General features: G+C 55.2%; 15 protein-coding genes and 2 pseudogenes. 10 read left to right on the forward strand and 7 right to left on the reverse strand.

What is annotated here, in order from left to right; genetic code table 11:
• The first annotated feature begins 80 nt into the window (after positions 1 to 80).
• From A4E19_02240 to A4E19_02250, 3 genes are read left to right on the forward strand one after another with little or no spacing between them, the layout of a single operon-like run.
• Positions 81 to 446, forward strand: coding sequence for a hypothetical protein (locus tag A4E19_02240; GenBank protein OQW34301.1), 366 nt, complete (start codon positions 81 to 83; stop codon positions 444 to 446).
• Positions 427 to 1,668, forward strand: a complete 1,242-nt coding sequence (locus tag A4E19_02245) for a hypothetical protein (protein ID OQW34302.1) — start codon at positions 427 to 429, stop codon at positions 1,666 to 1,668. The genes A4E19_02240 and A4E19_02245 overlap by 20 nt, the downstream gene beginning before the upstream one ends.
• Positions 1,665 to 11,693, forward strand: coding sequence for a hypothetical protein (locus tag A4E19_02250; GenBank protein OQW34303.1), 10,029 nt, complete (start codon positions 1,665 to 1,667; stop codon positions 11,691 to 11,693). The genes A4E19_02245 and A4E19_02250 overlap by 4 nt, the downstream gene beginning before the upstream one ends.
• Before the next feature lie 39 nt (positions 11,694 to 11,732).
• Here A4E19_02250 and A4E19_02255 read toward each other — a convergent pair whose 3' ends face one another.
• Positions 11,733 to 12,194 carry a hypothetical protein gene (locus tag A4E19_02255; GenBank protein ID OQW34304.1) on the reverse strand — a complete coding sequence of 154 codons (462 nt, stop codon included), beginning with the start codon at positions 12,192 to 12,194 and terminating at the stop codon, positions 11,733 to 11,735.
• Between the two features lie 161 nt (positions 12,195 to 12,355).
• Between A4E19_02255 and A4E19_02260 the strand changes: the two genes are divergently transcribed.
• From A4E19_02260 to A4E19_02285, 6 genes and pseudogenes are all read left to right on the forward strand, one after another.
• On the forward strand, positions 12,356 to 12,697 hold the full coding sequence (locus A4E19_02260) for a hypothetical protein (protein ID OQW34305.1): 342 nt from the start codon (positions 12,356 to 12,358) through the stop codon (positions 12,695 to 12,697).
• Between the two features lie 55 nt (positions 12,698 to 12,752).
• Positions 12,753 to 13,562, forward strand: a complete 810-nt coding sequence (locus A4E19_02265; protein OQW34306.1) for a hypothetical protein — start codon at positions 12,753 to 12,755, stop codon at positions 13,560 to 13,562.
• 102 nt (positions 13,563 to 13,664) lie between these two features.
• A complete protein-coding gene (locus tag A4E19_02270) occupies positions 13,665 to 14,948 on the forward strand; it encodes a hypothetical protein (protein OQW34307.1) in 1,284 nt (427 codons plus the stop codon).
• Positions 14,949 to 15,013: 65 nt separating this feature from the next.
• Entirely contained in the window at positions 15,014 to 16,150 is a 1,137-nt protein-coding gene (locus tag A4E19_02275; GenBank protein ID OQW34308.1) for a hypothetical protein, read from the forward strand.
• Positions 16,150 to 19,248 (forward strand): annotated as a pseudogene (locus tag A4E19_02280) (cytochrome-c peroxidase). Before A4E19_02275 ends, A4E19_02280 begins: the two are co-directional and overlap by 1 nt.
• Positions 19,249 to 19,413: 165 nt before the next feature.
• On the forward strand, positions 19,414 to 19,770 hold the full coding sequence (locus A4E19_02285) for a hypothetical protein (protein OQW34309.1): 357 nt from the start codon (positions 19,414 to 19,416) through the stop codon (positions 19,768 to 19,770).
• Positions 19,771 to 20,196: 426 nt separating this feature from the next.
• Here A4E19_02285 and A4E19_02290 read toward each other — a convergent pair whose 3' ends face one another.
• The gene (locus tag A4E19_02290; protein ID OQW34310.1) at positions 20,197 to 20,409 is read right to left on the reverse strand and encodes a hypothetical protein; all 213 of its coding nucleotides are present in this window, start codon (positions 20,407 to 20,409) and stop codon (positions 20,197 to 20,199) included.
• A 151-nt stretch (positions 20,410 to 20,560) separates the two neighbouring features.
• On the opposite strand from A4E19_02290, the gene A4E19_02295 reads away from it, so the two are divergent.
• On the forward strand, positions 20,561 to 20,986 hold the full coding sequence (locus A4E19_02295) for a hypothetical protein (GenBank protein ID OQW34311.1): 426 nt from the start codon (positions 20,561 to 20,563) through the stop codon (positions 20,984 to 20,986).
• 59 nt (positions 20,987 to 21,045) lie between these two features.
• Here the strand turns inward: A4E19_02295 and A4E19_02300 are convergent.
• From A4E19_02300 to A4E19_02320, 5 genes and pseudogenes are all read right to left on the reverse strand, one after another.
• Positions 21,046 to 21,276, reverse strand: a pseudogene (locus A4E19_02300) (transposase).
• A gap of 112 nt (positions 21,277 to 21,388) precedes the next feature.
• Positions 21,389 to 21,892, reverse strand: coding sequence for a hypothetical protein (locus A4E19_02305; protein ID OQW34312.1), 504 nt, complete (start codon positions 21,890 to 21,892; stop codon positions 21,389 to 21,391).
• An 866-nt stretch (positions 21,893 to 22,758) separates the two neighbouring features.
• Positions 22,759 to 23,751 (reverse strand): hypothetical protein, encoded by a 993-nt coding sequence (locus A4E19_02310; GenBank protein OQW34313.1) that lies wholly within the window; start codon positions 23,749 to 23,751, stop codon positions 22,759 to 22,761.
• 107 nt (positions 23,752 to 23,858) lie between these two features.
• Positions 23,859 to 24,677: a hypothetical protein gene (locus tag A4E19_02315; GenBank protein ID OQW34314.1), complete on the reverse strand. Its 819-nt coding sequence runs from the start codon at positions 24,675 to 24,677 to the stop codon at positions 23,859 to 23,861.
• A gap of 256 nt (positions 24,678 to 24,933) precedes the next feature.
• Positions 24,934 to 26,265 carry a hypothetical protein gene (locus tag A4E19_02320; GenBank protein OQW34315.1) on the reverse strand — a complete coding sequence of 444 codons (1,332 nt, stop codon included), beginning with the start codon at positions 26,263 to 26,265 and terminating at the stop codon, positions 24,934 to 24,936.
• Positions 26,266 to 26,341: the final 76 nt, after the last annotated feature.

Raw genomic sequence — 26,341 nt, forward strand, 5'->3', positions numbered from 1 at the left:
TAGGAATACAATGCATAGGGATCGCCCCGTGCGGTTGTCATCCTCTCGGCCTTTCATCCACGACAAAGGAGCGTGAGTCGATGAGCGAACCCAAAGACACAACCATTGCATTACATGTCGTCCTGAAACCGTCCGATTCCTCGGCTCATCCCTTGGCCGCGAACCACACACACGTTGCGTTGGTTCAGGGGATTGCCTACCTCGATTTCGGCTTCATCGAACCGGCACTCCTGGCTTCCGTCGCGAAGACCGCGAAGGACGGTCAAGCCGCCCCAAAAGGCTTGGACGGGCATCTCGTCACACGCGTAGCGATGGACGTGAGCGCTCTGGCGCGGCTGCACCAGCAGATTCAGCAGGTGTTGGCCGGCTTGCGATCAGCGAAGCCTGGGAAGCCACAGGACAGGATTAAGGGAAAGGAGAAAAATGATGCGTCGTCGAGTGTATGACCTGTCAGTGATTACCTTGAGTCCGGAACGACGCGTCATCGTTTTCCTGTTGATCCTCGTATGGAGCCTGTTTTGCTCCGAATTCACGGTACACGCCAAGCCTCAAAAAGATTCCACAGTTATTGATACGGGAATCATCGGCAGTGGTGCATGTTGGTATGACGCAGAACGACTGATCGTCGTGAAGCGGTCACCCTTCAAGGCCGGCCAAGAATCAGAGGTCGAAGGCCTGTATGTCGTGACGCCAGCCGAACCACGCGATGGGACCAGAATGGATTTATCTCCTATCGACCCTGAATCGCAAAAGAGGATATGGGACGTCAGATGTCATGATGGAACGATTGTGTTCTCCGTTCCCATGCCAGATAAGAAACGAAGTCGGCTCTATGCAGTGAAGATTGGTGGACGACCAGAGCTACTCGTTGAAATGCGAGGGGCGATGCCACAGAACGTGAGTATGAAAGGGAAATACGTACTAGCCTATAAGCATATGCGGGGGAATAAGGGGGTGTACGAAGACGAAGACAATTGTGTGATTCAATTCATAAAGCCGGAATTTACGGTCCATTGCGTGGATGCTCGAACTGCCTGGCGGCGATGGACGCTCGCAAACTTTGTTCTCGCCGAATATCAGTGGTCCGATACGATCAAAATCCATGGGCCAGATGGGCAGCCGAAGAAGATTCCCAATCCCGAAAAGCAACTAGTCGACAACAATGGAAAGGCAATCAACTACGCAATGTTCCTTCGAGCGCTGGATGGCAATATCTTAGCGCAGCTGAATGAAGTTCAGACTCTGAAAACGGCGATCTCGATCTACTTTGTTATAAGTGATGATGAGGCATACATCTATTCGCCTTGTTATCGAATTGAATCAAAAGATGGATCGCCAGATGGAGTCTGTCGGTATCCTCTCTCCGGAAGGCCAGAATCTTGGGAGCTAATATTTCAATCTGAGATCCCACGTCAACGCAAAGCGAGCATCAGCCATCCCAAAGTCAGTCGGACAGGCGACATTTATTTCATCATCGCAGGTACCAAGCCGCCGTATCATGGCCTCTGGAAATTCGACGCTCGCACCAGGCAAGTCACGCAGCTGACGAATCCAGGTGACTCTTACGACACTCCGACGGCCATCTCGCCGGATAGCCAGTGGGTGGCCTTTAATCGAAGAGGTACAGTCGGTGACTCTGTATTCCTAGTACAAGGAGGAGGCAAATGACAGCGGTCATTGATTACAACCTCGCGAGACTCGTTGCAGATAATGTGTACGGACGTCCATCAGGAGGCCTTCACGGCATTATCCCGTCTGGATGGACATTAGACACTGATTTCAATAGAGATGGGCTTCAGAGTAGTAATCCAGGTGAACTCCGCCTCCCCAATGGGTTCTATGCTTACGCTCTAAAGTCCACTGATCCAAACGACGATCGCCGCATTCTTGCATTCCGAGGAACGGAAAATGCCCGAGATTGGTTGGCGAATATTAGCGATATTGGGGAAAGTCAGTTTACTCAGGACGCAAAGGACATAGTAAATCCGTGGTTAGCGCAGCAATTGGTGGACGGTAATAAAGTTGAGTTGGTCGGTCATAGTCTCGGTGGAGCGCTCGTTCAGTGGACTGTCAATAACACGAATCGTGAGCAAATCAATGTCTTCGCCCAAGGCCTGACGGGTAATGAAGCTTACCAAGTCGATCCGTCTCTGATGCACTTCACCACCTTCAATGCACCTGGAATCCGGTTTTCTCCGGGTGGCTTGCTCGCAAGCAATACGACGACTGGTGTAGATGGTGAGCACCATGTCATCGCAATCGACTTTGCGCTTCCCACCCCAGGATTGCAGGGGGACTTTGTTCATTTACTCGGCGGGCGTCCGGTTGGTGGAATCATTGTTGCCCACCGCGTAGACTTCACTCAATTCGCAGCCGATGGCAATATTTATGATGCTCACTTGATTAGCAAACCGTGGTGGAATGCACCTGTTGATCCCGGGCATACACCTCCTTTTGCCATCGATTTTCAAAAAGCACAGGTCGTTGGTCGGTTTGTTGCAGACATGCTTGGCCCGAGGGGACAACTTAATAATGGTGCCATCGACGCCCTAAAAATCGGATTGGTATTGGGGGCGGGATTGACTGCTGGGACTGCTCTCCAATTTGGCATACAACTCAGTCAACTAGTCCAAGGTGTGGGAGCTGATCTTCAAACTTTGGCAACAAGACTCTTGGCTCCAGGAACGGATGGTCTTCAAGATGGATTCGCCTACTTGCTCGATCTCGCAAACACGACTGGGCAAAATGTGGCCACTTTTACGTTAAACCTTTCCGCCGCAGCGATCACGACCTGGCAAGCTATCGCTGGTCTCGGCAGTGCCGTCGTCACTCTTGGCATCGAACAACTTGGGAGTTTGATTGCGGATGTTGCCCAGAGCATCGGTAATGCCGTACTGGATCGTCTCCACGACGTGCCGAATACCCTCTTCAATCTCGGCCGCACGCTTAGTTTTGTCGAGCTCAATCCGTTTACCATGGCCTACGCGCAGGCGCTTGAGGATCCAAGGCTAGGCTCCGCGCTTCGGACTGCAATTGAAGACGCGCAGCAGATCGTTCAACAGGCAGGGCAGACTGTGGTGGTTCAGAAGGGCATGGGGCCGAATCCGTTCGAGACCACTGGGTTTAATCCCGATACAGCCCCACCAGCGACGGTGACAGCGAATGAAGGCCAACTGAACATGTTCACTATCCACCTGCCGTTTGAAGCTGGTGTGGGTGGGCAGAAGCTCACGCTTACGTTGAGTGGCCCGAACGCCAGCGGGGTGGTCCTCCGTACAAATGGCATCGAACTTTTCCCGAACGGAAGTACATTCACGCTGACCATTCCCGAAGGCCAGCAACAACTCGTGGTGGGTTTGCAGCATAAGCAAGACATTGGAGCGTCCAGTTCGTTGACAGTTTCTGTGCAGTTAGTTGATGCGAATGGGATCGCAACTCATGCCCCCGACCAAGAAGCAACCATCACGGTGACGGATACCGGTCCTCTGCGTGACGGCACAGTCCCGACGATTGATTACAACAATGGGTACAGCACCGAGACGGTTTCATTGACGGCTGGTCCTCCGGAGTTTAATGGATCTGGTGGTTCGGGGGCCTTTACTCAGGAAGGGCCAATCAATTCCGTTGTGCAGGGCAACTATGGACCTGAGATCATTTGGGCCGACAATCCACAGGCGATCACGTTCTTCGCGCAGAATCAACAAGTCTTCGGCGGTGATGGCTCAGATAAAATCATCGGAGACTTCAATGACCAACTCTACGGGGAAGATGGCGACGACGTCATCCTGGCCGGTTGGGGTTCTGATGTGGTGGATGGGGGCGCGGGGCGGGATGCTATTTTCGCGGACATGGACGCGTTCATCAGGCCATCGCCTGGGACCTTCGATGACTATCTCGATGGGGGCAGTGACGAGGATAGTCTCAGCGGGATGGCAGGTAACGACACGCTCCTCGGCGGCACCGGGAATGATGAACTCTTTGGCGACGATCATGGCGTCTATACCGAACGGCCGGTGGGGAATGATTACTTGGATGGTGGTGACGGCCATGATCGGCTCTACGCCGGGCTGGGTGATGACACGCTGATCGGTGGAATCGGTAACGATCGATTGTTCGGCGACAATCGACCTGCCGGCGAAGATTCCTATCTTTGGACCGAACGACCTTGGATCAACGAAGAGTGGTTTCAGGGATTCGAATTCGGAATCATCGGCGGAGTCGGTATACCCATTTTTTCTGTAACTGGGGGTCGCGACTACCTGGAGGGCGGCGCAGGTGATGACTTTCTCCAAGGCGATGGTGGAGATGATGTGCTGCTCGGTGGGGCGGACAACGATGAGCTCTGGGGGGACGATCAACAGGTTGGTGTGATCCAGGAAGGGGATGATTGGCTGGAAGGTGGAGCAGGGAATGACCAGCTCGTGGGCGGTGGGGGCAAGGATGCGCTCTTCGGCGGGGAGGACGATGACCTGCTTGTCGGCGACTATGCCAACAATCCAACACTCGGGTTCGACGACACCCTCGATGGTGGAGCCGGAGCGGACGAACTACATGGAGGCGGGGGGAACGATCTGCTGGACGGCGGGAGCGACAACGACCGCCTCTTTGGCCAGGAGGGGGACGACCAGCTGTATGGGGGCATCGGGGATGATCAGTTGCAAGGCGGTAACGGTGACGATGTGCTCGTTGGAGAAGAGGGGATCGATCGACTTTTCGGGGAGGCCGGCAATGACGTGCTTTTCGGCGAGGACGGAGACGATCAGTTAAGCGGCGGTGGGGGGCTCGATCAATTGGTCGGAGGACTAGGAAACGACGTACTCCTGGGCGACGGCGAGAACGATATCCTGTTTGGTGAAGAGGGTAATGATCAACTGCAAGGCGGTGACGGCCACGATACCCTGCTCGGCGAGGTCGGGACGGATGTGCTCTTTGGCGACGCGGGGGACGATACTTTGTGGGGTGATGACGGGGATGACCAACTCTCAGGAGATGCCGGCAACGATGTGCTCATCGGCGGGACCGGCAATGATCTGCTCCTTGGCGGGGTAGGCCGGGATTCCTATCATATCGGAGTGGGAGAAGGCGCCGATGTAATTACCGATAACGCCGGGGAAGGCAATCGTGTCGTATTTAATGATGGGATCATGCCCGATGATGTCGGCATTGGACTGGCTCCCACCGCGATGGTCATTCAAATTGGTTCTGGTGGAGGTCAAGTTGCCATTACCGGCTTTAGCGCCAACGACGCGCTGGCGCCCTCTGGGATTACAGATTATCAGTTTGCCGATGGGACGATCGTGACCCATGCCGACCTCGTCGCACGGGGCTTGGGAATTGATCCGGCCATTTTAGCAAGCGCGGCGGTGACAGGCCGCGTGATGGCCGGTGGGACCGGTGGCGACCCGCTCAATGGCACCAGTCTCAACGACCTCTTGCACGGTGGCGCGGGCAACGATTCGCTATCCGGTAATGCTGGGGCCGATACCTTGATCGGCGGCACGGGCGACGATCAGCTCCATGGAGGCAGCGGAAACGACACCTATGTGTATCGCGTAGGAGATGGTCTTGATGTCGTAGTCGATACTGCCGTGGCGGGCGAGGGGAATGTAGTGTCGTTTGGTCAGGGCATCGCCTCGGCCGATGTGCGGCTGATGGTCAATGGCTCGTCCGTCGTCGTGGGGACAGGCGATCCGATGCAAGGTGTGCTGCTCGGGAATACGCGCCGGAGCAGCATCACCGGCACACACGATATCGAGCGGTTCCAGACCACGGACGGCACGGTGCTGAGCTATGCGGATCTTCTGGCCAGGGGCATTGATGTCGCGGGAACAGCTGGGGATGATCGCTTGTTCGGGACCAGCATCGGTGACTGGTTCGTGGGCAAAGGGGGGAACGATCACCTGTTCGGCGGAGCGGGGCATGATCAATATCGGTTTAACCTCGGTGATGGCATCGACACGATTGTCGATACGGCATCGATGGCTGAAGGAAATGAGGTCACGTTTGGCGCGGGCATTACGTCGTCGATGCTGACGCTGAGCACGGTACAAGACTCCATCAATTCGTCGAGCGGACATGATCTGGTTCTCCGTATCGGTGAGAGCGGGGATCAGCTGTGGCTCACCGGCTTCGATCGCGACAATGTCCTGGGGCCACACGCCGTGGAGACTTTCCGGTTCACGGACGGCACGAGCTTCGCCTACGCGCAACTGCTGGAGCGTGGGATACAGATCAGCGGTACGTCCGGAGCCGAGACCTTGATCGGGACGAACGGGAACGATCGGTTCGTCGGTGGGGCGGGCAATGACCGGATGGAAGGGAAGGGCGGCGATGATCGGTATGTCTTTGGAAGAGGGGCAGGGCAGGACACGATCGTGGATCGGACCGGCGCGTTGGACACGATTGAGTGTGCCGCCGATCTGTTGCCCAGCGAGATGACCATCACACGTTCGGGGCGAGACCTCGTGTTGGCGATCACCGGCACGACGGATCAGGTGACCGTCTCGGAATTCTTTGTGGCGGATACCTTCCGGATCGAGGCGGTGCGGTTTGCTGATGGGACGGTCTGGGATGCGGCCTTTCTGGCCGAGGCGGTGCAACACCGTGTCACCGGCACAGAGAGTGCTGATGTGCTTGACGGGACTGACGCCGATGATCTGCTCATGGGTTTCGCGGGTGACGACCGACTGACGGGACTTGCAGGCGACGATCATCTCGACGGCGGGACGGGCATCGATAGGATGGCCGGCGGTCTTGGCGACGATGTGTATGTGGTGGATGCCATAGGCGATGAGGTCACGGAGAACCTGAACGAAGGCATCGATGCCGTGCAAAGTTCCGTCACGCATACCATCGGGGAGAACGTTGAGCACCTCACGTTGACCGGTCTCGGCGCCATCAACGGAACGGGGAATGCGCAGGACAACATCCTAGTCGGCAACGGCGCCGCGAATGTTCTTGCCGGCGGTGCCGGCCACGACACCTATGTGATCAGCACCGGTGATACGGTGGTCGAGCAGGCGAACGACGGTCTCGACAGCGTGCAGAGTGATCAGAGTCACGCCCTTGGCGCCCATGTCGAGAATCTCACGCTCACCGGCACGGCGGCCATCAAGGGGACCGGCAATGCATTGGACAATGTGTTGACCGGTAACGGTGCGATGAATCTGTTAGCCGGCGGAGCCGGTAACGATACGTACGTGCTGAAGGGGCTGGAAATCGTGACCGAGTCGGCAGGCCAAGGGATCGATACGGTTATGACGGCGCAGAGCTATCAGCTGGCCTCCCACGTGGAGCATCTCACCCTGCTCGATTCGGATCGCTCGCTCATCGGGAATCAATTGTTACCGGTGTCGATCGATGCCATGGGAAACGAGCTCGATAATACGCTGACGGGTAATCGCGCTGTGAATCGGTTGGATGGTGGGGTGGGTGCCGATGTGATGCGTGGAAAGGCCGGGAATGACACCTACGTGGTCGACGATGCAGGAGACGTCGTGATCGAAACGGCGGTGGACGGTCTCGACCAGGTTGAAAGCGCGATCGGCTATACGCTGACCGATCATGTGGAGGATTTGTTGCTCACGGGGATGGGGGCCACGTCCGGGACCGGCAATCAACTCGATAATCGGATCGTCGGCAATAGTGCGGGCAACGTGCTGGATGGAGCCGGAGGAAATGATCGGCTCGAAGGCGGAGCGGGAGGCGACACCTATCTGTTCGGCCATGGATCTGGATGGGATCGGGTCGTTGATTCCGGAATCGGCGATGTCATTCAGTTGAAGGCGGGGATTACACCGAACGATCTTGCTGCTGCTCAGTACTTCCACGCCGGCATCTTCCAGCCGAACGGATTGGTGCTCGGCATTCTCGGCTCGACCGATGCTCTTTATATACAGAGCTATTTTCACACGAGCGCGCCTCCGCTGATCAGGTTTGATGATGGGACGACCTGGGATCTCGCGGCCGTCAATCAACGGATGGTGACAGGCCCGTCGTTTGTCGGTCCGGATTGGAGAAACCTGGCCACTGTTCGGGAATCGGTCACCACGATTCTGGGAACGGCTGGAAACGACCTACTGAGTGGTACTGCGGGTCCTGATCTCTTTTTCTCCTCAAGCGGGAGCGATACGCTGGTCGGTGGCGCCGGTGATGATCGCTATTCGATCGATTTCGCCGGAGACGACGTCATTATCGAGGATCCACATGGGGGCATGGATACCGTCACGGGGGATATGCCCGAGGGATATGTCTTGCCGGACAACGTGGAAAACGCCGAGTTCTTCGGCCGCGTGATGACCGGCAACGCCCTCGACAATGTGATCACGGCAGGACCAGTCTCCAATACATTGGATGGAGGCGAGGGCAACGATGTGTTGATCGGTGGGTTCTTGCGTTCCACGCCGGTCAGTCGGGACGATTCCGGCAGCGATCTTCTGATCGGTGGAGCCGGTGATGACACGCTCATTCCGGTCGGTGGGGTCTACCATTCATCAGGCTTGATCGCCCCAATCACAAATGCGGCGATCATCAAGGCCGATGATGTGTTGGTGGGGGGGCGGGGTGACGACACCTATGTCGTCTATCATGCTGACGCAATGGTCGTCGAACGGGTCGGCGAAGGGACCGACTGGGTCCGCAGTGCGGTGACCTATACCCTCCCGGGGAACGTCGAGAATTTGGAATTGGTGGATTCCGGCATTCCAGGCGTCCCGAATGGCACGGGCAATGAATTGGAAAATCTCATCCGCGGCAATAGCCTCGCGAATGTTTTGCAGGGCGAGGCGGGGAACGACACGCTGCATGGCGGTCTTGACGATGATGTGGTGCAAGGCGGGATCGGGCATGATACCTATCTTTTCAATCTCGGCGACGGCCGTGACACGATCGAGGACATAGCGACGGGCGAAGAAGGCAATCGTATTCAATTCGGCAAGGGCATCACACAAAGTGATCTTGCGTTCACGCAGGATGAAGTCGCTCGCACGTTGACCATCCATGTGGGGAGCAGCGGAACCGACCAGCTTGTCCTCACAAACTTTGATCCGACCGGACTCAACGGCTCGGTGGTGGTGGAGACTCTGGCATTTGCAGACGGGAGTGTGACTGGTCTCGCTCAGTTGCTGGGCCTTGGTGGCCCAGTCAATCATGCGCCGACGGTGGGCAATCCGATTGCGGACCAAGCCGTATCGGAGAATGCGCCACTCAGTCTGGTGGTTCTCGCCGACACCTTTACCGACCAGGACACGGGTGACACGTTGACCTACAATGCAAGCCTGGCGGACGGCAGCGCATTGCCGTCCTGGGTCAGCTTCAATCCAACGACCCGCACGTTCACGGGGACTCCGGACGATGATGGGGTCGGGAGCCTCGATCTCAAGGTGACGGCGACGGATACCGGGAATCTCACGGCTTCCGATGTCTTCACGCTGACCGTCACCAATATGAATGAGGCTCCGGTGGTGGCCACGCCGGCCGCCGATCACACGACGCTCGAAGATGTGCCGTTCACATTCGTGATCCCTGCCAATACGTTTCTGGATCAAGACGTGATCCATGGCGATACACTTACCTATGGTGCCACGCTGGCGAACGGCGATCCCTTGCCGGCTTGGCTGAGTTTCGACTCAATCACCGGCACCTTGAGCGGCACACCTCTCAACGACGATGCCGGCAATCTGAACGTCGCGGTCAAAGCCACGGATGAAGGCGGGCTCAGCACAACGAGTACATTTACCCTTACGATTCAGAACGTCAACGACGCGCCGACCGTGGCGAATGGTCTTGCCGATCAAAATGCCGCCGAAGATTCAGCGTTCAGCTTGATTGTGCCAGGCACGACTTTTACCGATGTCGATGCGATTCATGGGGATGTCTTAACCTACGGCGGCACCAGGGCCGACGGCAGTCCGTTACCGACTTGGCTGAGCTTTGATGCAACGACGCGTACGTTCAGCGGGACGCCGGGTGTAGGCGATGCCGGTGTAATGCAGCTTGCCGTGACTGCTACGGATAATCAGCTGGCCAGAGTGACGGAGGAGTTCACCCTGACGGTGGCTGGGCCGCGGCCGAAAACCGTGGTTGGCACTACGGGCAATGATGCGCTGAATGGCGGAAGAGGTAATGATATCCTCGCAGGCGGGGCAGGGAACGATACCTTATTGGGAGGATCCGGGGATGACACATACATCTTCAACCTCGGCGACGGGGTGGACACGATCAACGATACGAGTCTCCCGGGCGAAGGGAATACCATTCAATTCGGAACGGGTATCACGTCCAACGACCTGCGTTTAGCGGTCGGTTCCTTATTGCTTCGTGTGGGAACCGAGGGGGATATGATTCACTTGACGACCTTTAGTCCGGACGACGTACTGGGGCCGCGAGCCATCGAGACCTTCCGGTTTGTGGACGGCTCGACGTTGAATTACAGCCAATTGGTGGCGCGAGGATTTGATCTGACGGGCACAGCCGCCAATGACTCGATCATCGGCACGAATGTTGTGGATCGGATCAGCGGCCTGGCGGGCAACGATACGCTGGCAGGCGGGGACGGAAACGATCTGCTGGATGGAGGAACCGGAACCGACACCATGCAGGGCGGAGCAGGGGATGACACATACGTGATTGACTCACCGGGTGATCTCGTCATTGAAACAGCCGGCGAAGGAAGAGACACGGTGCAAAGCGCCGTCACGTATGCCCTTGGAGCTCATGTGGAAAATCTCATGCTCACCGGCACGGCGGCCATCAGCGGGACCGGAAACGTCCTGGACAATGTACTTTTGGGCAACAGTGCCAACAATACATTGAATGGCGGGGCCGGTCATGACCGGCTCGATGGCGGTTACGGTAGCGATGTGATGATCGGTGGGATAGGCGATGACACATACGTCGTGAATAGAGCGGGCGATATTGTGACCGAGCAAGCAGGACAAGGAAACGACACGGTGGAAAGCAGCATCACCTACACCCTCGGAGCGAACGTGGAACATCTGACTCTCACAGGGTCGGCCCATATTAACGGAACGGGAAACACGGCCAATAACGTCCTGATGGGCAACAGCGGCGACAACATTCTGAATGCCGGCGCCGGCGATGATACGCTGAACGCTGGACGGGGACATGATATTCTCTTTGGGGGGAGCGGTCGCGATATGCTCAACGGAGGCGACGGGAATGATAGGCTCGACGGCGGGACCGGTGATGATCAACTCGTGGGCGGTGCCGGCAACGATCAGCTTCTAGGCGGCGGCGGGGCCGATCAGTTCACCGGCGGTCGTGGCCATGACATATTGATCGGAAACTCAGGAAACGACACCTACCATTTCTCCCGAGGAGACGGCCAGGACACGATTCTGGATGTCGATTCATTGTTACCCAATCAAGACCGTGTCATGTTTGGAACGACCATCAATCCTCTCGATCTCGTGATTAGTCGCCAGGCCGATGATCTGCGGCTTGCTATTCACGGCTCTGCAGATCAAGTCATGGTGAAGGATTGGTATTTGGGTAGGAGTCATCGAGTTGAGACAATGCAAGCCGGGAACGGGGAGGTTCTGCTCAGTACACAAGTTGACCAATTAATCCAATCCATGGCGGCATTTACCCAGCAGACCGGCCTGACATGGGATCAAGCGATTGATCAACGGCCGCAGGAGGTACAGGCGGTCCTGGCGGCCAGCTGGCAGTAGCGGTGAACGGGATCTGTCGTCATGATAACCGGATTGGGTTCAGTCGCTCGGTGGTTCGAAGTGTCCCGAAGGGCGTTGTTGCCAGGGCACGGTCGCCTGCCGGGATTGTTTGACTAAACTGCGGAGGCTCATCTCGGCGGCCCGTAAGAGTTTTGGATCGCCTGCTTCCATCAATGTCGTCAAGAGGACATAGAGGGATCGATCAGCCTGAGATCCGGCCAAGATACGATCGGTAACCGGATCGATCTGCGAGGTGTCGGGCTCCTCATCTTCCGTGGAGTCAGCGCATAGATATTCCAAGGAGCGGGGGCTGTCGAAAAGCCAAGAAGGAGGGATACGAAGCGCGGAAGCAAGAGATTCAATTATCCGGGCCGTTGGATCTGCCTGATCCGTCTCGATTTGTTCCAGAAGCGCTGTGGGAATTCCAGCCGCGTCTGATAACGATTCTATGGAGTGATGTTTCGAGAGTCTCCAGCCCTGGATAAAGAGCCCTATCGACATGCGGCCATGATACACAATGAAGGGAAGCGCTTCAATCGAAGATGCGGCAAAATGACAACTTTATCATCAATAACAATGTGTTATAAGCTCTTTAAAGATCAGGCATGAAATCGGTATAATGCTGACTCAAGTTTCATCGCGTTTGAAGGAGGTGGGGAGTCATGTTAGGGACCGATATTCGCGGCATCATGGCGGAAGAAGAAGAGGTTCAGCGTCGTCAGGAGGCGTTGAAATCCCTCATGACAATGAGGGCGAAGCAGCTTCGAGAATCGTTAGAGGATCGGATCAAGCGCGCCAGGAGTTGCGGGGACTGGATACAGCTTTCCAAGGCGGAATGTGCAAGCCTGCACAAGCGGGAAAAGGCCCACTTAAAGTCGCAGCTTGAGCAGCTGCAGTTTGAACAAACTCGGACTCGCGGAAAATTGACGGCGCTCAAGCGAGCCAAGGCGAGGGCCCAGCGTATCCGTGCCGCAGAAGCAGCTTCCGAACGAAGGCGCCGGTGATTGACGATCACCGCTGTCTCGGTCACATTGTTTTCCATGCGATGACGGGGATATAGTGGGTGCGGTGACGCCTCTGCCGGTTCTCACTCGTGCAGAGGCCTCGCGGATCCGGGGGCTGCTTCGCGATAAGAAGACAAGAGTGAGCGAAGGAGCCTTTGTCGTTGAAGGTGTCAAGCCTTGCCTTGATCTCATCTCCAGGTACCCACAATCTATTCTCAGCTTGATTGTCACGCCTCGTTATCTCAGCGTCGAAACGGAGGCTGGTCAAAGAGCACGCGCGGGGCTGTCTGCGCGTCAGTTTGTTTCCACAGACGTTGGCTTCGAACGGTTGACCGATGTGGAGATGCCGCAGGGAGTCTTGGCCGTCGTTCGACAGCCTCAGTGGGACGAGGCGCAGGTATTCGGGCGAGCGAACGTGTTGGGGCTCTATGGGGATCGGCTGCAAGATCCGGCTAATGTCGGCGCAATCATCCGGACCGCCGCCGCCTTAAACCTATCAGGGGTCTGGCTCAGTGCCGATTCCGCCGATCATTTCAATCCAAAGGTAGTCCGGGCCACAGCCGGTACCATCCTCAGCGTTCCGGTGTTTCAGGTACGGGATTATCGAATATTCTCTTCATATGGATGTGACATCTACTCGGCCGTCCTGGAATCGGCGGATAGGGTCACGATCAGAAGTATTCGGACAATACCGAGTCGCCTCATGATCGCCGTGGGAAACGAGGGAGCGGGGGTGGCCTCGGATATCGTGCAGGCGTCTCGCGTCAAGTATTCCATTCCATTGGCTGAGGGGGTGGAGTCGTTGAATGTCGCCGCGACGGCGGCAATTTCGGCATTCTACTTCGGCGGATTGCGACGATGGTAGGAATCGTAAGGGTTGCGCCATTCGACAGGGAGATTTGAAAATAGAATACATTCGGCCTACTATGGCGTACGGTCAATGATGAAGCCCGGACAGGAGAGGACAATGGCGGCAGGGGTTGTGCTGATGTGCCTGGTCGGTCTAGCGCTTGGTGAAACCTCCGCATCTGCGCAATCCCAAGCCCTATCCCAATCCGACGGACAGCTGTACAGCCTCGACATGATTGTCGACCTGGCGTTGACAAGAAATCCCGTGGTGTCGCTCGCCGAAGGGAACATCGAGCAACAAAAGGGTCAGCAGACGGCGGCTGGTGCCTATCCGAATCCGACCGTTGCAGGCTCTGGCGGCCACGGTAACCTTCAAGACACCGGTCGAGCGGGCATCGGTCCTTTTCTCGACCGCCAGTCACTGACTGAATACAACTTTGTCTTGGGACAGCCGCTCGAATGGCCGGCCATGCGGGCAGCCCGACAGCGAGTGGCGGATCTCGGATTGGCGACGGCTAATGTGGGCATGCTGGAAACCAGATTGAATTTGGCGTCGCAGGTCAAGGTTGCCTTTTACGATTTACTCTTGGCGCAACAGGATGCGGACTTGGCGCGTCAGAATCTCGACACGGTCGAAGGAGTGGCTCGAATCGTCAAGGCACGGGTCAAGTCGGGCGAAGCCCCCCAATTCGAATCCATCAAGGCGGAGGTGGAAGTGCTCAAGGCCCGGCAGCAACTGGCGCGGGCGGATAATTTGGTTCGGATCAACCGCGTGGCCGTTGATACCTTGACCGGAGGCGCGCTGGGGCCCTCCTATCTGGTCTACGGGGAATTCAGGATACTGCCTCGTAACTTGCAGATCGAAGGACTCATGGCTCGCATGATGGACCAGCATCCCACCATTCAACGCTTGCTGAAGTCGGTCGAGCAATCCGACTGGAAGATCGAATTCGAACGGCAAGCCCGTGTGCCGACCGTGACCGCCAACGCGAGTTATTGGCGTGAGATCGGGCGGGAGGCGTTTCAGGGAGGGTTGTCGGTTCCGATGCCTCTCTGGTATCGGCGTCAAGGTGAAATTGCGTCATCCTTGGGCACCAAACGTCGGGATGAAGCGGAACTGCTCAGGACGCGAAACGAACTGGGACGAGCCGTCTACCAACATTATCAGGATGTCCGCACCACGGCCGAATTGATCGATGTGTTCGATAAGGGGTTGTTGAAACAGGCTCAGGAAGCGCTGCGGCTCGCTCAGTTCAGTTTTCAACAGGGGGCCTCCAGCTTGCTGGAAGTGCTCGATGCGCAACGTGTGCAGCGGCAGATCTTATTGGATTATGCTCAGGCGCGACACTATCTCTCTGTCTCGCTGACGCGGCTGGAACAAGCCGTGGGAGGGACTTTGTGACACGGTTATTCACTATCGCACCACCATGGAATCGTCAGGCGTTGGCCGGTTTTTTACTAGGTTTCATGGTTACGGAAGTCGGTTGCGACGCGACTCCGAATGAAGTGGTGGCCAGTAAGTCGCCTGCGGCAATCTCCGCTCCCGGCATCATTACGCTGACCAAGGAAGAATCGTCACGAGTAGGGCTCGTGGTTCAGCCCGTGGCACGCAGCGACTTTCGAACGCACCGGGATTTTCCGGCGATCGTTCAACCCAACCAACGGAACATGGCTGAAATCACCACCTTGGTTCGAGGGCGAGTCGTCGAGGTCTACGCGGACCTCGGACAAGAAGTGAAAGCCAACGCTCCCCTGGCCATTCTCTACAGCAGCGAGCTGGGATTGGCCCAGTCAGCCTATCTCAAGGCGAAGGCCAAGCTGCATGTCGCCGAGCAGGCGTATAGCCGGGCTCAATTCCTCTTGCGCGAGCAGGTGATCGGTGAGGCGGAAGCGCAACGTCGACAGGCGGAGCTCCTCAGCAGCCAGGCGGAGGCCAATGAGTCACGTGATCGGCTCAAACTGCTGGGCATGAATGAGGAGGAGTTCAGTCGTCTGGACCGCAGCCGGCAGATTCGATCCGTGGTGCCGATCGTCGCGCCCTTCGCCGGTCGCATCATCGGGCGCAAGTTGACGCGCGGAGAAGTGGTCGAGACGACCGAAAATCTCTTCGTCATCGCGGATCTGTCGGAGGTGTGGGTTCAAGCGAACATTCCTGAAAAAGACATTCCTTTCGTCCATTCCATCCATGCATCGGGCGGGACTCAGGTGGAGGTGCGCATCAATGCGTATCCGAAAGAAGTGTTCAAAGGCACGATCACCTATATCGGCGATGTACTGGACCCCGTCACACGCACCATGCAACTTAGGATTGAGTTGCCCAATCACGACGGGCGGCTCAAACCGGAAATGTTCGCCACGATTCGACTCTTCTCCGAGGCACAGCCCGATCGGCTGGCGGTGCCGGAGGGCGCGCTGCAACGTGATCAAGGACGCACCTTCGTCTTCGTGCAACGCAATGTGAACGAGTACGAGTTGCGGGAAGTCCATGTTGGAGAATCCAACGGGACCGTTATTGCCATACTTGGCGGGCTCGATGAAGGAGAACACGTGGTCACTCACGGCGCCTTTGTCTTGAAGTCCGAGTTGTTGAAGAAGCCTGTCTGATGGTCTCTCGCCTCCTCGACATTTCCCTACGGCAACGGCTGCTGATCATCCTCTCGGCGTTCATGATCGGAGCTGGAGGCGTCTACGCTTTTCGGACCATTCCCATCGACGCGTTTCCAGATGTCACCAGTGTGTTGGTGCAGGTCGTAACGAAGGCTCCAGGCCTCTCCCCCGCGGAAGTCGAGCGGTTGGTGACCTATCCGATCGAGCTCCAGCTCACGGGTGTGCCGTCCCTCACGGAAATGCGATCCCTCACGAAGGTCGGCCTCTCGCTGATCACGATCGTGTTTGATGATTCGATGGATATTAACCTGGCCCGCCAACTCGTGCTTGAGCGATTGCTCGAAGTGGAGGAACAACTTCCTCCGGGAGCCGAGCCGATGTTGGTGCCGAACAGCACGGGACTGGGCGAGGTGTTTCAATATTACCTGGAGAGTCCCAAGGTATCGGCCGCCGATGTCGATGCGGAACATCAGAGCCTGATCAAACAACGCACGATCCAAGACTGGGTGATCCGGCCCCTCTTGAAAAGCACGCCGGAGGTGATCGACGTCAATTCGATGGGGGGCTACGTCAAGCAGTACCAAGTGTTGGTCGAGCCGGGCATGCTGCGGAAATACAATCTGACGCTTCACGAAGTCTTTGACGCCGTGGCGAGGAATAATGCCAACGCCGGCGGCAATATCCTGGAAAAACACGATGAAAAGTACATCGTGCGGGGAATCGGGCTGATCCGCTCGCTCCAGGATATTGAGCGCATTGTGGTCAAGGAAACCGGCGGGACACCGGTATTTGTCTCGGACGTCGCCCAAGTGCTCATCGGGCATGCCGTGCGGCACGGCGCCACGGTGTTGAACGGCGATCGTGAAGTGGTGAGCGGGATCGTGCTCATGTTGCGGGGCGGCAATGCGCGGGATGTCGTTCAGGGGATCAAGGCTCGTATCGACGATATTCACACGAAAAGTCTCCTGCCGGACGGAATGCGGATCGTGCCGTTTTACGACCGCATCGAATTGATCACCGCCGCCTTGAACACGGTGTATAAATCGCTCACGGAAGGAGTGATCCTGGTCGTCGTCGTGCTGTTCCTCTTTTTGGGAAATATTCGCAGCGCCCTGATCGTCGTCGGCACCTTGGCGCTGGCGCCTCTCGCCACGTTCATCGTCATGGGGCAGATCGGGTTGACGGCAAACCTCATGTCGCTCGGAGGACTCGCCATCGCGATCGGCATGATTGTCGACGGTTCCGTGGTCGTCGTCGAGAACGTCTATCGTCATCTTTCGCACCATTCCGCCGCCGCCATTCCGAGGTTGCAACTGGTGACTCAGGCCGTCAAGGAAGTGGGGCAGCCGGTCGTCTTCGGGATTCTCATCATTATCATCGTGTTCCTCCCGCTCCTGTCGTTGCACGGGATGGAAGGCAAGATGTTCAAGCCTCTTGCGTATACCATCATGATCGCGCTGCTCGTCTCGCTGGTGTTGTCGCTTACGCTGTCGCCGGTGCTCTGTTCCCTCATGCTGAAGCAGGGCAGTGAGGTGGATCCTTGGATCGTTCGGCGGGCTAAGAGTATCTATGCGCCCGCCCTTCGGTGGGCCCTGGGACACCGAACGACGGTGATCGCTATGGCCATCATCGCCCTCATCGGCGCGTTGGCACTGGTTCCCTCGCTGGGAACGGAATTTATCCCGATCCTGAATGAGGGATCGTTGGCTCCTCAGACCATCCGCCTGCCGAGCGTGTCTCTTCCGGCTTCCATCGAGATCGAAAAACGCATGCAGCAGGCGATCATGGAATTTCCGGAAGTAGAAATGGTCGTCTCCAAGATCGGTCGGACGGAGTTGGGGAACGATCCTCAGGAGCCGAACGAAAGCGACCCGGTGGTCAGATTGCGTCCGTTGGACCAGTGGACGACGGCACGAAACAGACCTGAGTTGGTGCAAAAATTTCGCGAGCGGTTGACGCAGATCTCCGGCGCCACGTTTTTGATCAGCCAGCCGATCCAACAGCGGGTCGATGAATTGATCTCCGGCGTCCGCACGGAGGCCACGGTCAAGTTATTCGGCGATGACCTGGAGATACTCCGGAATAAAGCGCAGGAAATCGCCGAGGTGCTCGAAACCGTCCGAGGCGTCAAGGACATCAAAGTGGAACAATTGTTCGGACAACCGTACCTCACCATCGATATCGATCGGGGCAAGATCGCGCGGCATGGGATCAACGTGGCCGATGTGCGGGAAATCATCAGGACCGCCATCGGGGGACATGAGGCGACTCGCGTCTATGAAGGCCAGCAGCGGTTCGATCTCGTGGTGCGCTTCCCGGAACAATATCGCAACAGCATCGAAACCATCAGCAACATTCTGCTCAGTGATCAGGCCGGCGCCATGATCCCTCTGGCCGATTTGGGAACCGTGCAGTTGGAAGAAGGCCCGGGGCGGATCAGCAGGGAGCTGCTGCAGCGGTACGTGTCGATCGGTTTCAATACGCTGGGGCGAGATATTGGCGGTTTGGTCGCGGAAGCGCAGCAGAAAATCAACGAGCGAGTCATGCTGCCGCCCGGGTACCGGGTGACCTGGGGCGGATCATTCGAAAACATGGAACGGGCGATGGCCAAGCTCCGCATCATCGTCCCGATCACCATCGGGTTGATCTTCTTTTTATTGTATTCCACCTTTAATTCGCTTCAACAGGCCACGCTGATCATCCTGAATCTGCCGTTCGCGCTGATCGGCGGGGTGGTCGCGCTGTGGTTGACGGGAGAATATCTCAGCGTGCCGGCCTCCGTCGGGTTCATTAATTTGTTCGGCGTGGCGGTGTTGAACGGAATCGTGCTCGTCTCTTACATGAACAAGTTACGGGAAGATGGTCATAGTTTAGACGAAGCGGTGACCATGGGGGCTCTCCTTCGGCTTCGGCCGGTGTTGATGACGGCGTTGGTCGCGTTATTGGGATTGGTTCCACTCGCGTTCGCCAATGGGATCGGATCGGAGGTGCAGCGCCCGTTGGCGATCGTCGTCATCGGTGGCCTCGTCAGCTCCACGTTCCTCACCTTGATCATGCTCCCGGTTCTCTATCGATGGCTGGAAGGCCGTTCAAAAGATCCGATGCAAGCCGGCGGATCATCAGGAGGGGAACCTTTTGAGGTACAAGAGGGAGACGTTGAGATATCTCATGGTAACGGGGAACCGAGATTGCCTCGCCACTCAGGTAGGATGCCGTCGACCTGAAGAGGGAAGGCAGGCCCGACAAAGGACAGTGTGAAGATGCACAAACTCGTCGGCATCGTATTCATGGGTCTGGTCTCCCTTAGTGAGGGCGCATTGTCATCCACCGCCGCGGCAAAAGGGGCGGATTCGAAGAGCCCCCATGTCGCCAAAGGAGAAACGGTGTTCATCCGCCACTGTGCCGGCTGTCATGGCGACAAGGGGAAAGGAGACGGCTATTTGCTTCTGGGACCGGACCCAGCTAACTTCACCAGACCGGCTACGAAGAAGAAGTCCGACGCAGCGCTGCTTCAGACCATCCATGAAGGAAAGCCGAACATGCCGTCATGGAAGGGCCGTTTGTCCGAAGAGGAGAGCCGAGCGGTATTGGCCTATATCCGGACGTTGAAAAAGTAGAGAGCATCGCCTCGATCACCCGCACTTCTCCCTGATAGTCTGCATCAGCGACTCCCACACCGCATCTTCTGTCGTAATTCCGTTGTGTCATCCTGCCCTGGTATCTCAACTGAGGCATAGTGACAGTAAGACAAAATCGCTCTGGACCTGTCTTGGAGAACGGATTCTGTTCGAGTATGTGGTGCTGGAAGGTGTTGGGATTATCAAGGCGATAAGCCACACCGATGAGAAGAGAATGAAGTGGTGCCGAGGGACAGAATCGAACTGTCGACACCAGCCTTTTCAGGACAAGAAGAAAGTGAGAAAGGTCAAATAGATAAGAGCAAAACGCAGTGCAAATAGTGACATTTCGTGTCATGAAAAATCAATGAGTTACAGGAGTAGGTGCCACTGGTGGCACCTGCATTTGCGTGTTCCGTATACTCATCATCCTGCCCGACGGCCCATGCATGGGATGGCTTGAACTGATCCATCCTGTGTAACATACATGCGGCAACGAGAACCCTCACGCTCCTTATCACGGGCTGCAGTCGCCTGGTTCAACTCTTCTATGTTGGATCGCCGCACGCGAGCCTCCCACCGATACCGTGCCATAAGCGCACCAAAGATTATTGCTGTGCCAATGAGCATGCCTTCCATGGTCGACCTCATCAGAGGGATGTGGCTAAGTAAGAATTGTAGGCTAGCAGCCCTAGGTATGTTTTTACCATCCTCTACAACGTACGATATTTAATGTTTACCAACTAATACTGTTGATTCAATTTAATGAAGGAGGATCTATGACTAAGGTATGCAAATTTATAAGCAAATTGACGTGCAACATCATGGTCACAGGTATCTGCGGATTTTGTCCATCTGTCTGGCAGCAGCCGCTCCCCTTGAGAGCTGGGACGACAAAATCCCAAATGCCAATCAGCGCTTTAAGGTGCTGACAGGGTTCGGTGGTGCGGCGGTCTTGGACAAGGAAACTCAGCTGGTATGGGAAAAGTCCCCCGCGACGTCGGTGCATAACTGGTTAACTGCGCGGATCCAATGCACTGGCCGCACCACCGGCGGGCGGAAGGGCTGGCGGCTCCCCTCGGTGCACGAACAGGCGAGCCTCATCGATCCCTCGCTACGACCCAGGCCCGACCCTACCGCCGCATCCTCGTGGCGGCGACCGCGATACCGGAGCATCGGGCGATCGAGGACCAGGAACCGGCATACCTGCCGCTAACTGAGCCCAAAGCGCTCGGCGCTCCATTGCCCCGCCGCTCGCTTCGCCTGGGGCCCTACCAGTTTTTTTGCGTTGATCGCTTGCAGCGCTGGGATGTCCAACGCGTACTCCGCCACCATCTGTTTCAACCGCCGGTTTTCATCTTCCAGCTGGCGCAGCTTCTTCACCGTGCTCACGTCAAGCCCAGCGTATTGTGTCCGCCAATTCTAACACGTGGCCTTCGAGATGCCGTGTAAGCGGCAGAGCTCCTGGACTCCGATGCCTGCTTGGGCCTCCTTGAGCACGGCCATGATCTACGCTTCGGTGTGCCGCTTCCATGTGATGGCCTCCTCCTGGGGGGCCCATCTCAACACAGGTGAAATTCTAAGCCACGTCGCCTTTCTTAGATGATGCGCTCGCTATTCACGAACAGATCAGCATCTTAGAAATATTCTTAATCATCTCCTCGCTCATCTCCTCGCATGTTCTTCCAAGTCCCTTCAAAATCACGTCGTAAAAATCACATGCCCCTTTACTTCGAACCGCCACAGCGCCCACTTCTGTCTCCTCCCAGGCCGTTCCCTTTATTGCCTCCTCAATGGCAAGAGTCCAGAAGTAGACACCTAGCGTGTAGTTATTCTTGACACAGTCTGAGTATTGCTCATCCGGGAGAAGCGTGCAAAACTTTCCCTCCTGTCCTGCCTTAACCATTACTTTTTGTCGCCATCCGTACAAGCATTTCATAAACGGTTTATCAAAAAGACGCTTGTTCTCACGGATGAACTCGTCAGTTGTTTCGGGAGACATGTACGACGTGTAGTAAAGGTCGGAGAGCAGAGTAGATTTCGCCAGTGCGGAGTCACACCAAAAAGAAATAAGCAACCAGAGAAAGAAAACAGTGATATGGTGAGCCCTGATTATTATCATTTTCTACCTCCAACCTTGATCCAATTCGTTACTAGAGATTGCTATCGTGGCATTTCTCTTTGCGACTCATGCTCCGCACCACATCTAGTTTTGCTAAGAACTGCATATAGAGCCCTGCACGACACTGATTGCCTTTATCGCTTGAACCTGGCACGGCTTTTTTAAAAATGTCGCACTCTTCCGGCACGCGCGCTAACTCCTGTTCGCACGCGATTTAGGAAGTCGCTCGGCCCCGCTCTCCAACAATTGGATGGCTTCGCGGTGGAACTTGAGATTGATCACATCGAAATTGGCCTGATGCTCGATCTAGCCAATGATGACTATGTCCGTCTCAATCACGAAAAGTATCTCAATACGCTCACCAACTTCCGCAACTCGTTCGACAGGACGGAGGCCTAACCATTTCGAAATCGGTATATAGCCGCATATGCAAGCTTTTATTCTCCTACACATCCACCACTCGGATCACAAATAACGCCTCCAGCAGAATAACGACCGCCCCCATGGTCCGTGACTTCTCCGCCAGATGAGCGTGGTTTTTTTTGGCGTGGAGGGATAGGGGGAACTGGTTGGTTCATCTGCGCCAGTTGGGACAGAAAGAAAAGACACGACGGCGAGAGTTCTTGCATAAGTTGCTGGTTAAGTTTCTCTCGTCCATCAAAATCAAATAGATTCAATTTAGCAGCCCTATTACCTATACTTTGTGCGCGCTTTTGCTCATCAGGAGTGCAGGGACTTTGGGGAAGCACGGGAGTGGAGCCGAACAGAATAACTACGACACAGACTCCTGCCTGAAGGACGCGATGGATAGGCATGTTCATTTTCATACCCTCCTTTTATTTGGTGGCGCAAAATAATATTGGCAATCATTTGCAAGCTGTCCGTAATGCTCCCATGCCTGTTCGTAAGCTTCGCAACCGTTGAAAATCACGAATTTGTCTGTCATCGAGGGTCTTCCCGATTGCCTCAATGTCGTCGGCAATCCTTCTGATCCTCTCGAGCCATGCATTTTGTCCGCCACTAAAGTCGTTTGCGTTCTTTCTTATGGCTCGCGCCATCGTAACCAGGCGGTCAGCGCTCAAAGGGTGAGTCACGCCGTGACGGGCAAAGCTTTCAAACGAGGCCGTGGACTCAAAGTCGCCAGGGGCAAGCTCGAACCGACTCACGGCTGAGAAAAAGACCACCATGCCCATGGGGGGAACGGGCTCTCTACTTGAAACAGAGAGACGCCGCATAACTTCAAGCGCATAGGCGTCCGCCTCAATTTCCTGAGCCTGCGAAACAGCAAAAGGGACATCTCCGGAGTGCATATAGAGGATGTGGGCGAGCTCGTGGGCCATTATGAAATAAATAGCCGACTTCAGAATTTTCCCTGACACATCATTTACGTACTGATCAGCGAGGGCCTCTTTTGGTACTGGAAGAGCGACCAACGGAGGAGGTATGGGCCCTCCAAATTTCTGATATCGAATCATACCAACATAATCAAAAGCAGCGGAGCTATCGCATCCATGGTGGTCTAGCCACGCGAAAGCAATAGCCAAATCATCCAAAAATTTCACTGACAAGGTGGGCACATACACTCGGCGCAAGCTTGCGTCAGCGGAGAAACTGAGGGGGCTTCGATCTGTTCCAACGGGTGGAAACCGTAGGCGAATCTGCCCTGCCTTCTCGCGGTCAGAGGGCGGTAATCTGGAAACCAAGTCCTCATTCCATGTTCCGGTTAGGTTCTTATTATATGTCTCAGCAGCCGCTTGAAGAGTTGTGGAATCATACAGACTTGTGTAGTCTGCCCCTACACTGACGCACGGAAGTGTCACTGCGCAGATGGCCAGCAGTCTCGTGATTACGCCAATCATCACTTTCCTCCTGTACTAGCGTCGAGTCATCATTAAGGCCAGCCTGACATTGCAGCTCTCGAGGTTATCTCAGCTCATTCTCTTTAGAAGACTACTTCAAGAGTTTTCTACTTCGTATATGACTTCATGTACCATTTTTCCAATAAGCCATCGGCCGATTCCGCTTCAGCGCCACTTGGGATTGCAAGAGTGTGAAAGGCGGCCCCTGCTCTGAGCGCCTTTCGTACCGCAAATACAGTTGGTTCGTTTATCGTCAAGTTGCCATCACTCGATATGGAAAACTTTGCAGTCGGTGCAAATTTGATAAGTTGTGATAGTTCCGGGAGTTTTAGTTCGATTTGGGCACCTGTCTCCGTAAACAATTTGTACGAGGCGTTGTTAACAACAAATGCTTCGGTGACCAAGAACATATTTGGAAAATCCAGCGCGTCTAAACACGGATCTATCTTCGTAAGATAGTTTGCATCCTTTAGATTTTGATACCATGACCGAAATTTTATGACTCGCATCGCAATAGCCGACTGATCATTTAACGAAAGAGTAACTGTTTTTATACGATTGAACGCCGGTCCAGCAGAGATTCCGTAGTAGTTGAGAAGAGCGATTGCATCGAAGGACGTCGCCTTATTGAATTCTGCTTTCGGAATATCGCCAATCTCAAGAAATGTGCTGAAATCGCTCTGCGTTATGCAGGAGTCGAGGTGATCGATCCATCTAGGCTGACCGTCGGTAGGATTTACAGTGATGATTGAACCCGTCCGGTATTTCGAATCGGGAATTACCAACGGTACCCAGCCGCCAGCCTGTTTCAAGACCGTGCGAAGTTCCTCAGGGCTGTAGACAGGTCCAAGACCCGTCCTGCAACCAGGGGTCAGAAGAATTAGGAGGGAAAATATTAATATTGAACAGATACTACAACGTTGCATGAGGGTTCCTGGTAATCGAACTATTCAATACTACTGGTACATTTTCGGTCTGAGCATCGTGACTCACTAGTGCTGCCATCAACGGTGGATTTTGTGAATATGTGCCTCGCCGGTACTTTCCTTCAGGAGGCACAAGAAGGTGGCGCCTATCGTGAATGGCTTAGCATGAGTCCAACCGCTTGACCAATCGCTGGTGTCGATTCGAGGACCCACCGTCCCATCGGCATTCATGCGAGTGACGTGAACAGTGCCATCACTACTCTTTAGCGTGAAGAGATAGGTCGAGCCTGCCTCCCGATAGAACTCGGCGATCGTCCACCCTGATGACCCAATAATATCGCTTGATCTCTACTCCGACAGATCCGTTCGGAAGTTTTTCAAAGTCATAGGCAGCCCAGATACCGAAGATCGTTTCCATGGGGATCCATTTATCGTCGGAATCATCGCGGTTCCAACCTGGATAGATACGAATGTAACGGTGAACGACTCGCATAGTAATGATATTTGCGCTATCCACCTGAATAGTGACTACGTGTCCGGTGCATTCCCGCGTTTGATACCCAATTGCGTAGTGTCGATCAGAGAAATAGCCGACGATAAATGGCCATTTTTTTCTTATTGCATCCCGGCCAACTTTGAAAACCCAGTACTCATCAGTAATCCACCAGTCATAGCGATACCAGTAATCGGAAGTATGGAAAAGTCGGTTTCGTAGGAATTCGAAGCCTCGCCCCATGTCTTCCGGCCATGTGAAACCTCCAAGGTAGTCATGGAGCTTCATCGTCAAATTTTCAATATACGGGCCGTTCTGCTTTCTATCAGCATCAAGCAGACTAGAAGTGAAGTTGAGATGGTGCCAGCCTAATAAATTCATCCAAGCAGTAGCTCCGCAACCGGACCAGTGGTTGTTGGAGTTGGGAGGGGTGTTCTTGGGAATCTGTAAGAAGTACGAATGGCCATTAGGGCAATTCGCAGATGCAGTATCAAAGATACAAGGACTGTTGGGTGATTTAGCAGCAATCCAATATGATTCTAATTTCTGAGCAGTCGGCCGCGGACGGATAAAGGTTTGTTTTAACTCTGGATAGGACCAGCGGTTCGACTTCCGATGGATTCCCCGTCGAGGGATCGATGGAAGCGGATCCCTCGGGGGCACGGACCTATAGTTGCTAGCCTCACCTCGGCTATGCAACCTGGCTTCAGGAGGAATCGCAGTAGGGCGTTCACCTATCCCCCCAAGTAGGTTGCCGTTCGCATCTTCAGCTGCCATGTAACCTGGTCCAAAGTACACCATCTTAAAATTCTGATCCCCCACTTTTGCAGCAAGCCGATGAAATGGAGGCTTTGCAGTTTCACTTAATTCTACGATGGGCAAGTCGTTCTCTGTTGCACTGATTAAGACATATCCTCTGTTCGTCCCCTGAGGGTCATTGATGATCACTTCGTAGTAGGCGGCATTTCCATCGACGTCGTAAACTGGCTTAAAGCCAGCTGCTTTGGCATGAGTCCAGTCCGATATGTCTTTGAACGACTCTAGTGCTTCTTTGACAAGTTGATCGCGCAGTTGATCAGAGATGAGCTGTGGCATGATGCCTCCATTGCTATGGGTCCGCCCCTCAGATCAGTCATCTAAGGAAGGTCTGATTTATTCTCCGCGCGGAATG

Origin of the sequence: Nitrospira sp. SG-bin1, from assembly GCA_002083365.1 — a bacterium.
In the GTDB taxonomy this organism is placed as follows: Bacteria; Nitrospirota; Nitrospiria; order Nitrospirales; family Nitrospiraceae; genus Nitrospira_D.

Bases quoted from the DNA above. Each gene is read 5' to 3' on its own strand.
- A4E19_02240 (OQW34301.1), top strand. From the start codon at position 81: ATGAGCGAACCCAAAGACACAACCATTGCATTACATGTCGTCCTGAAA.
- A4E19_02245 (OQW34302.1), top strand. From the start codon at position 427: ATGCGTCGTCGAGTGTATGACCTGTCAGTGATTACCTTGAGTCCGGAA.
- A4E19_02250 (OQW34303.1), top strand. From the start codon at position 1,665: ATGACAGCGGTCATTGATTACAACCTCGCGAGACTCGTTGCAGATAAT.
- A4E19_02255 (OQW34304.1), bottom strand. From the start codon at position 12,194: ATGTCGATAGGGCTCTTTATCCAGGGCTGGAGACTCTCGAAACATCAC.
- A4E19_02260 (OQW34305.1), top strand. From the start codon at position 12,356: ATGTTAGGGACCGATATTCGCGGCATCATGGCGGAAGAAGAAGAGGTT.
- A4E19_02270 (OQW34307.1), top strand. From the start codon at position 13,665: ATGGCGGCAGGGGTTGTGCTGATGTGCCTGGTCGGTCTAGCGCTTGGT.
- A4E19_02275 (OQW34308.1), top strand. From the start codon at position 15,014: ATGGTTACGGAAGTCGGTTGCGACGCGACTCCGAATGAAGTGGTGGCC.
- A4E19_02285 (OQW34309.1), top strand. From the start codon at position 19,414: ATGCACAAACTCGTCGGCATCGTATTCATGGGTCTGGTCTCCCTTAGT.
- A4E19_02290 (OQW34310.1), bottom strand. From the start codon at position 20,409: ATGGAAGGCATGCTCATTGGCACAGCAATAATCTTTGGTGCGCTTATG.
- A4E19_02295 (OQW34311.1), top strand. From the start codon at position 20,561: ATGCAAATTTATAAGCAAATTGACGTGCAACATCATGGTCACAGGTAT.
- A4E19_02305 (OQW34312.1), bottom strand. From the start codon at position 21,892: ATGATAATAATCAGGGCTCACCATATCACTGTTTTCTTTCTCTGGTTG.
- A4E19_02310 (OQW34313.1), bottom strand. From the start codon at position 23,751: ATGATTGGCGTAATCACGAGACTGCTGGCCATCTGCGCAGTGACACTT.
- A4E19_02315 (OQW34314.1), bottom strand. From the start codon at position 24,677: ATGCAACGTTGTAGTATCTGTTCAATATTAATATTTTCCCTCCTAATT.
- A4E19_02320 (OQW34315.1), bottom strand. From the start codon at position 26,265: ATGCCACAGCTCATCTCTGATCAACTGCGCGATCAACTTGTCAAAGAA.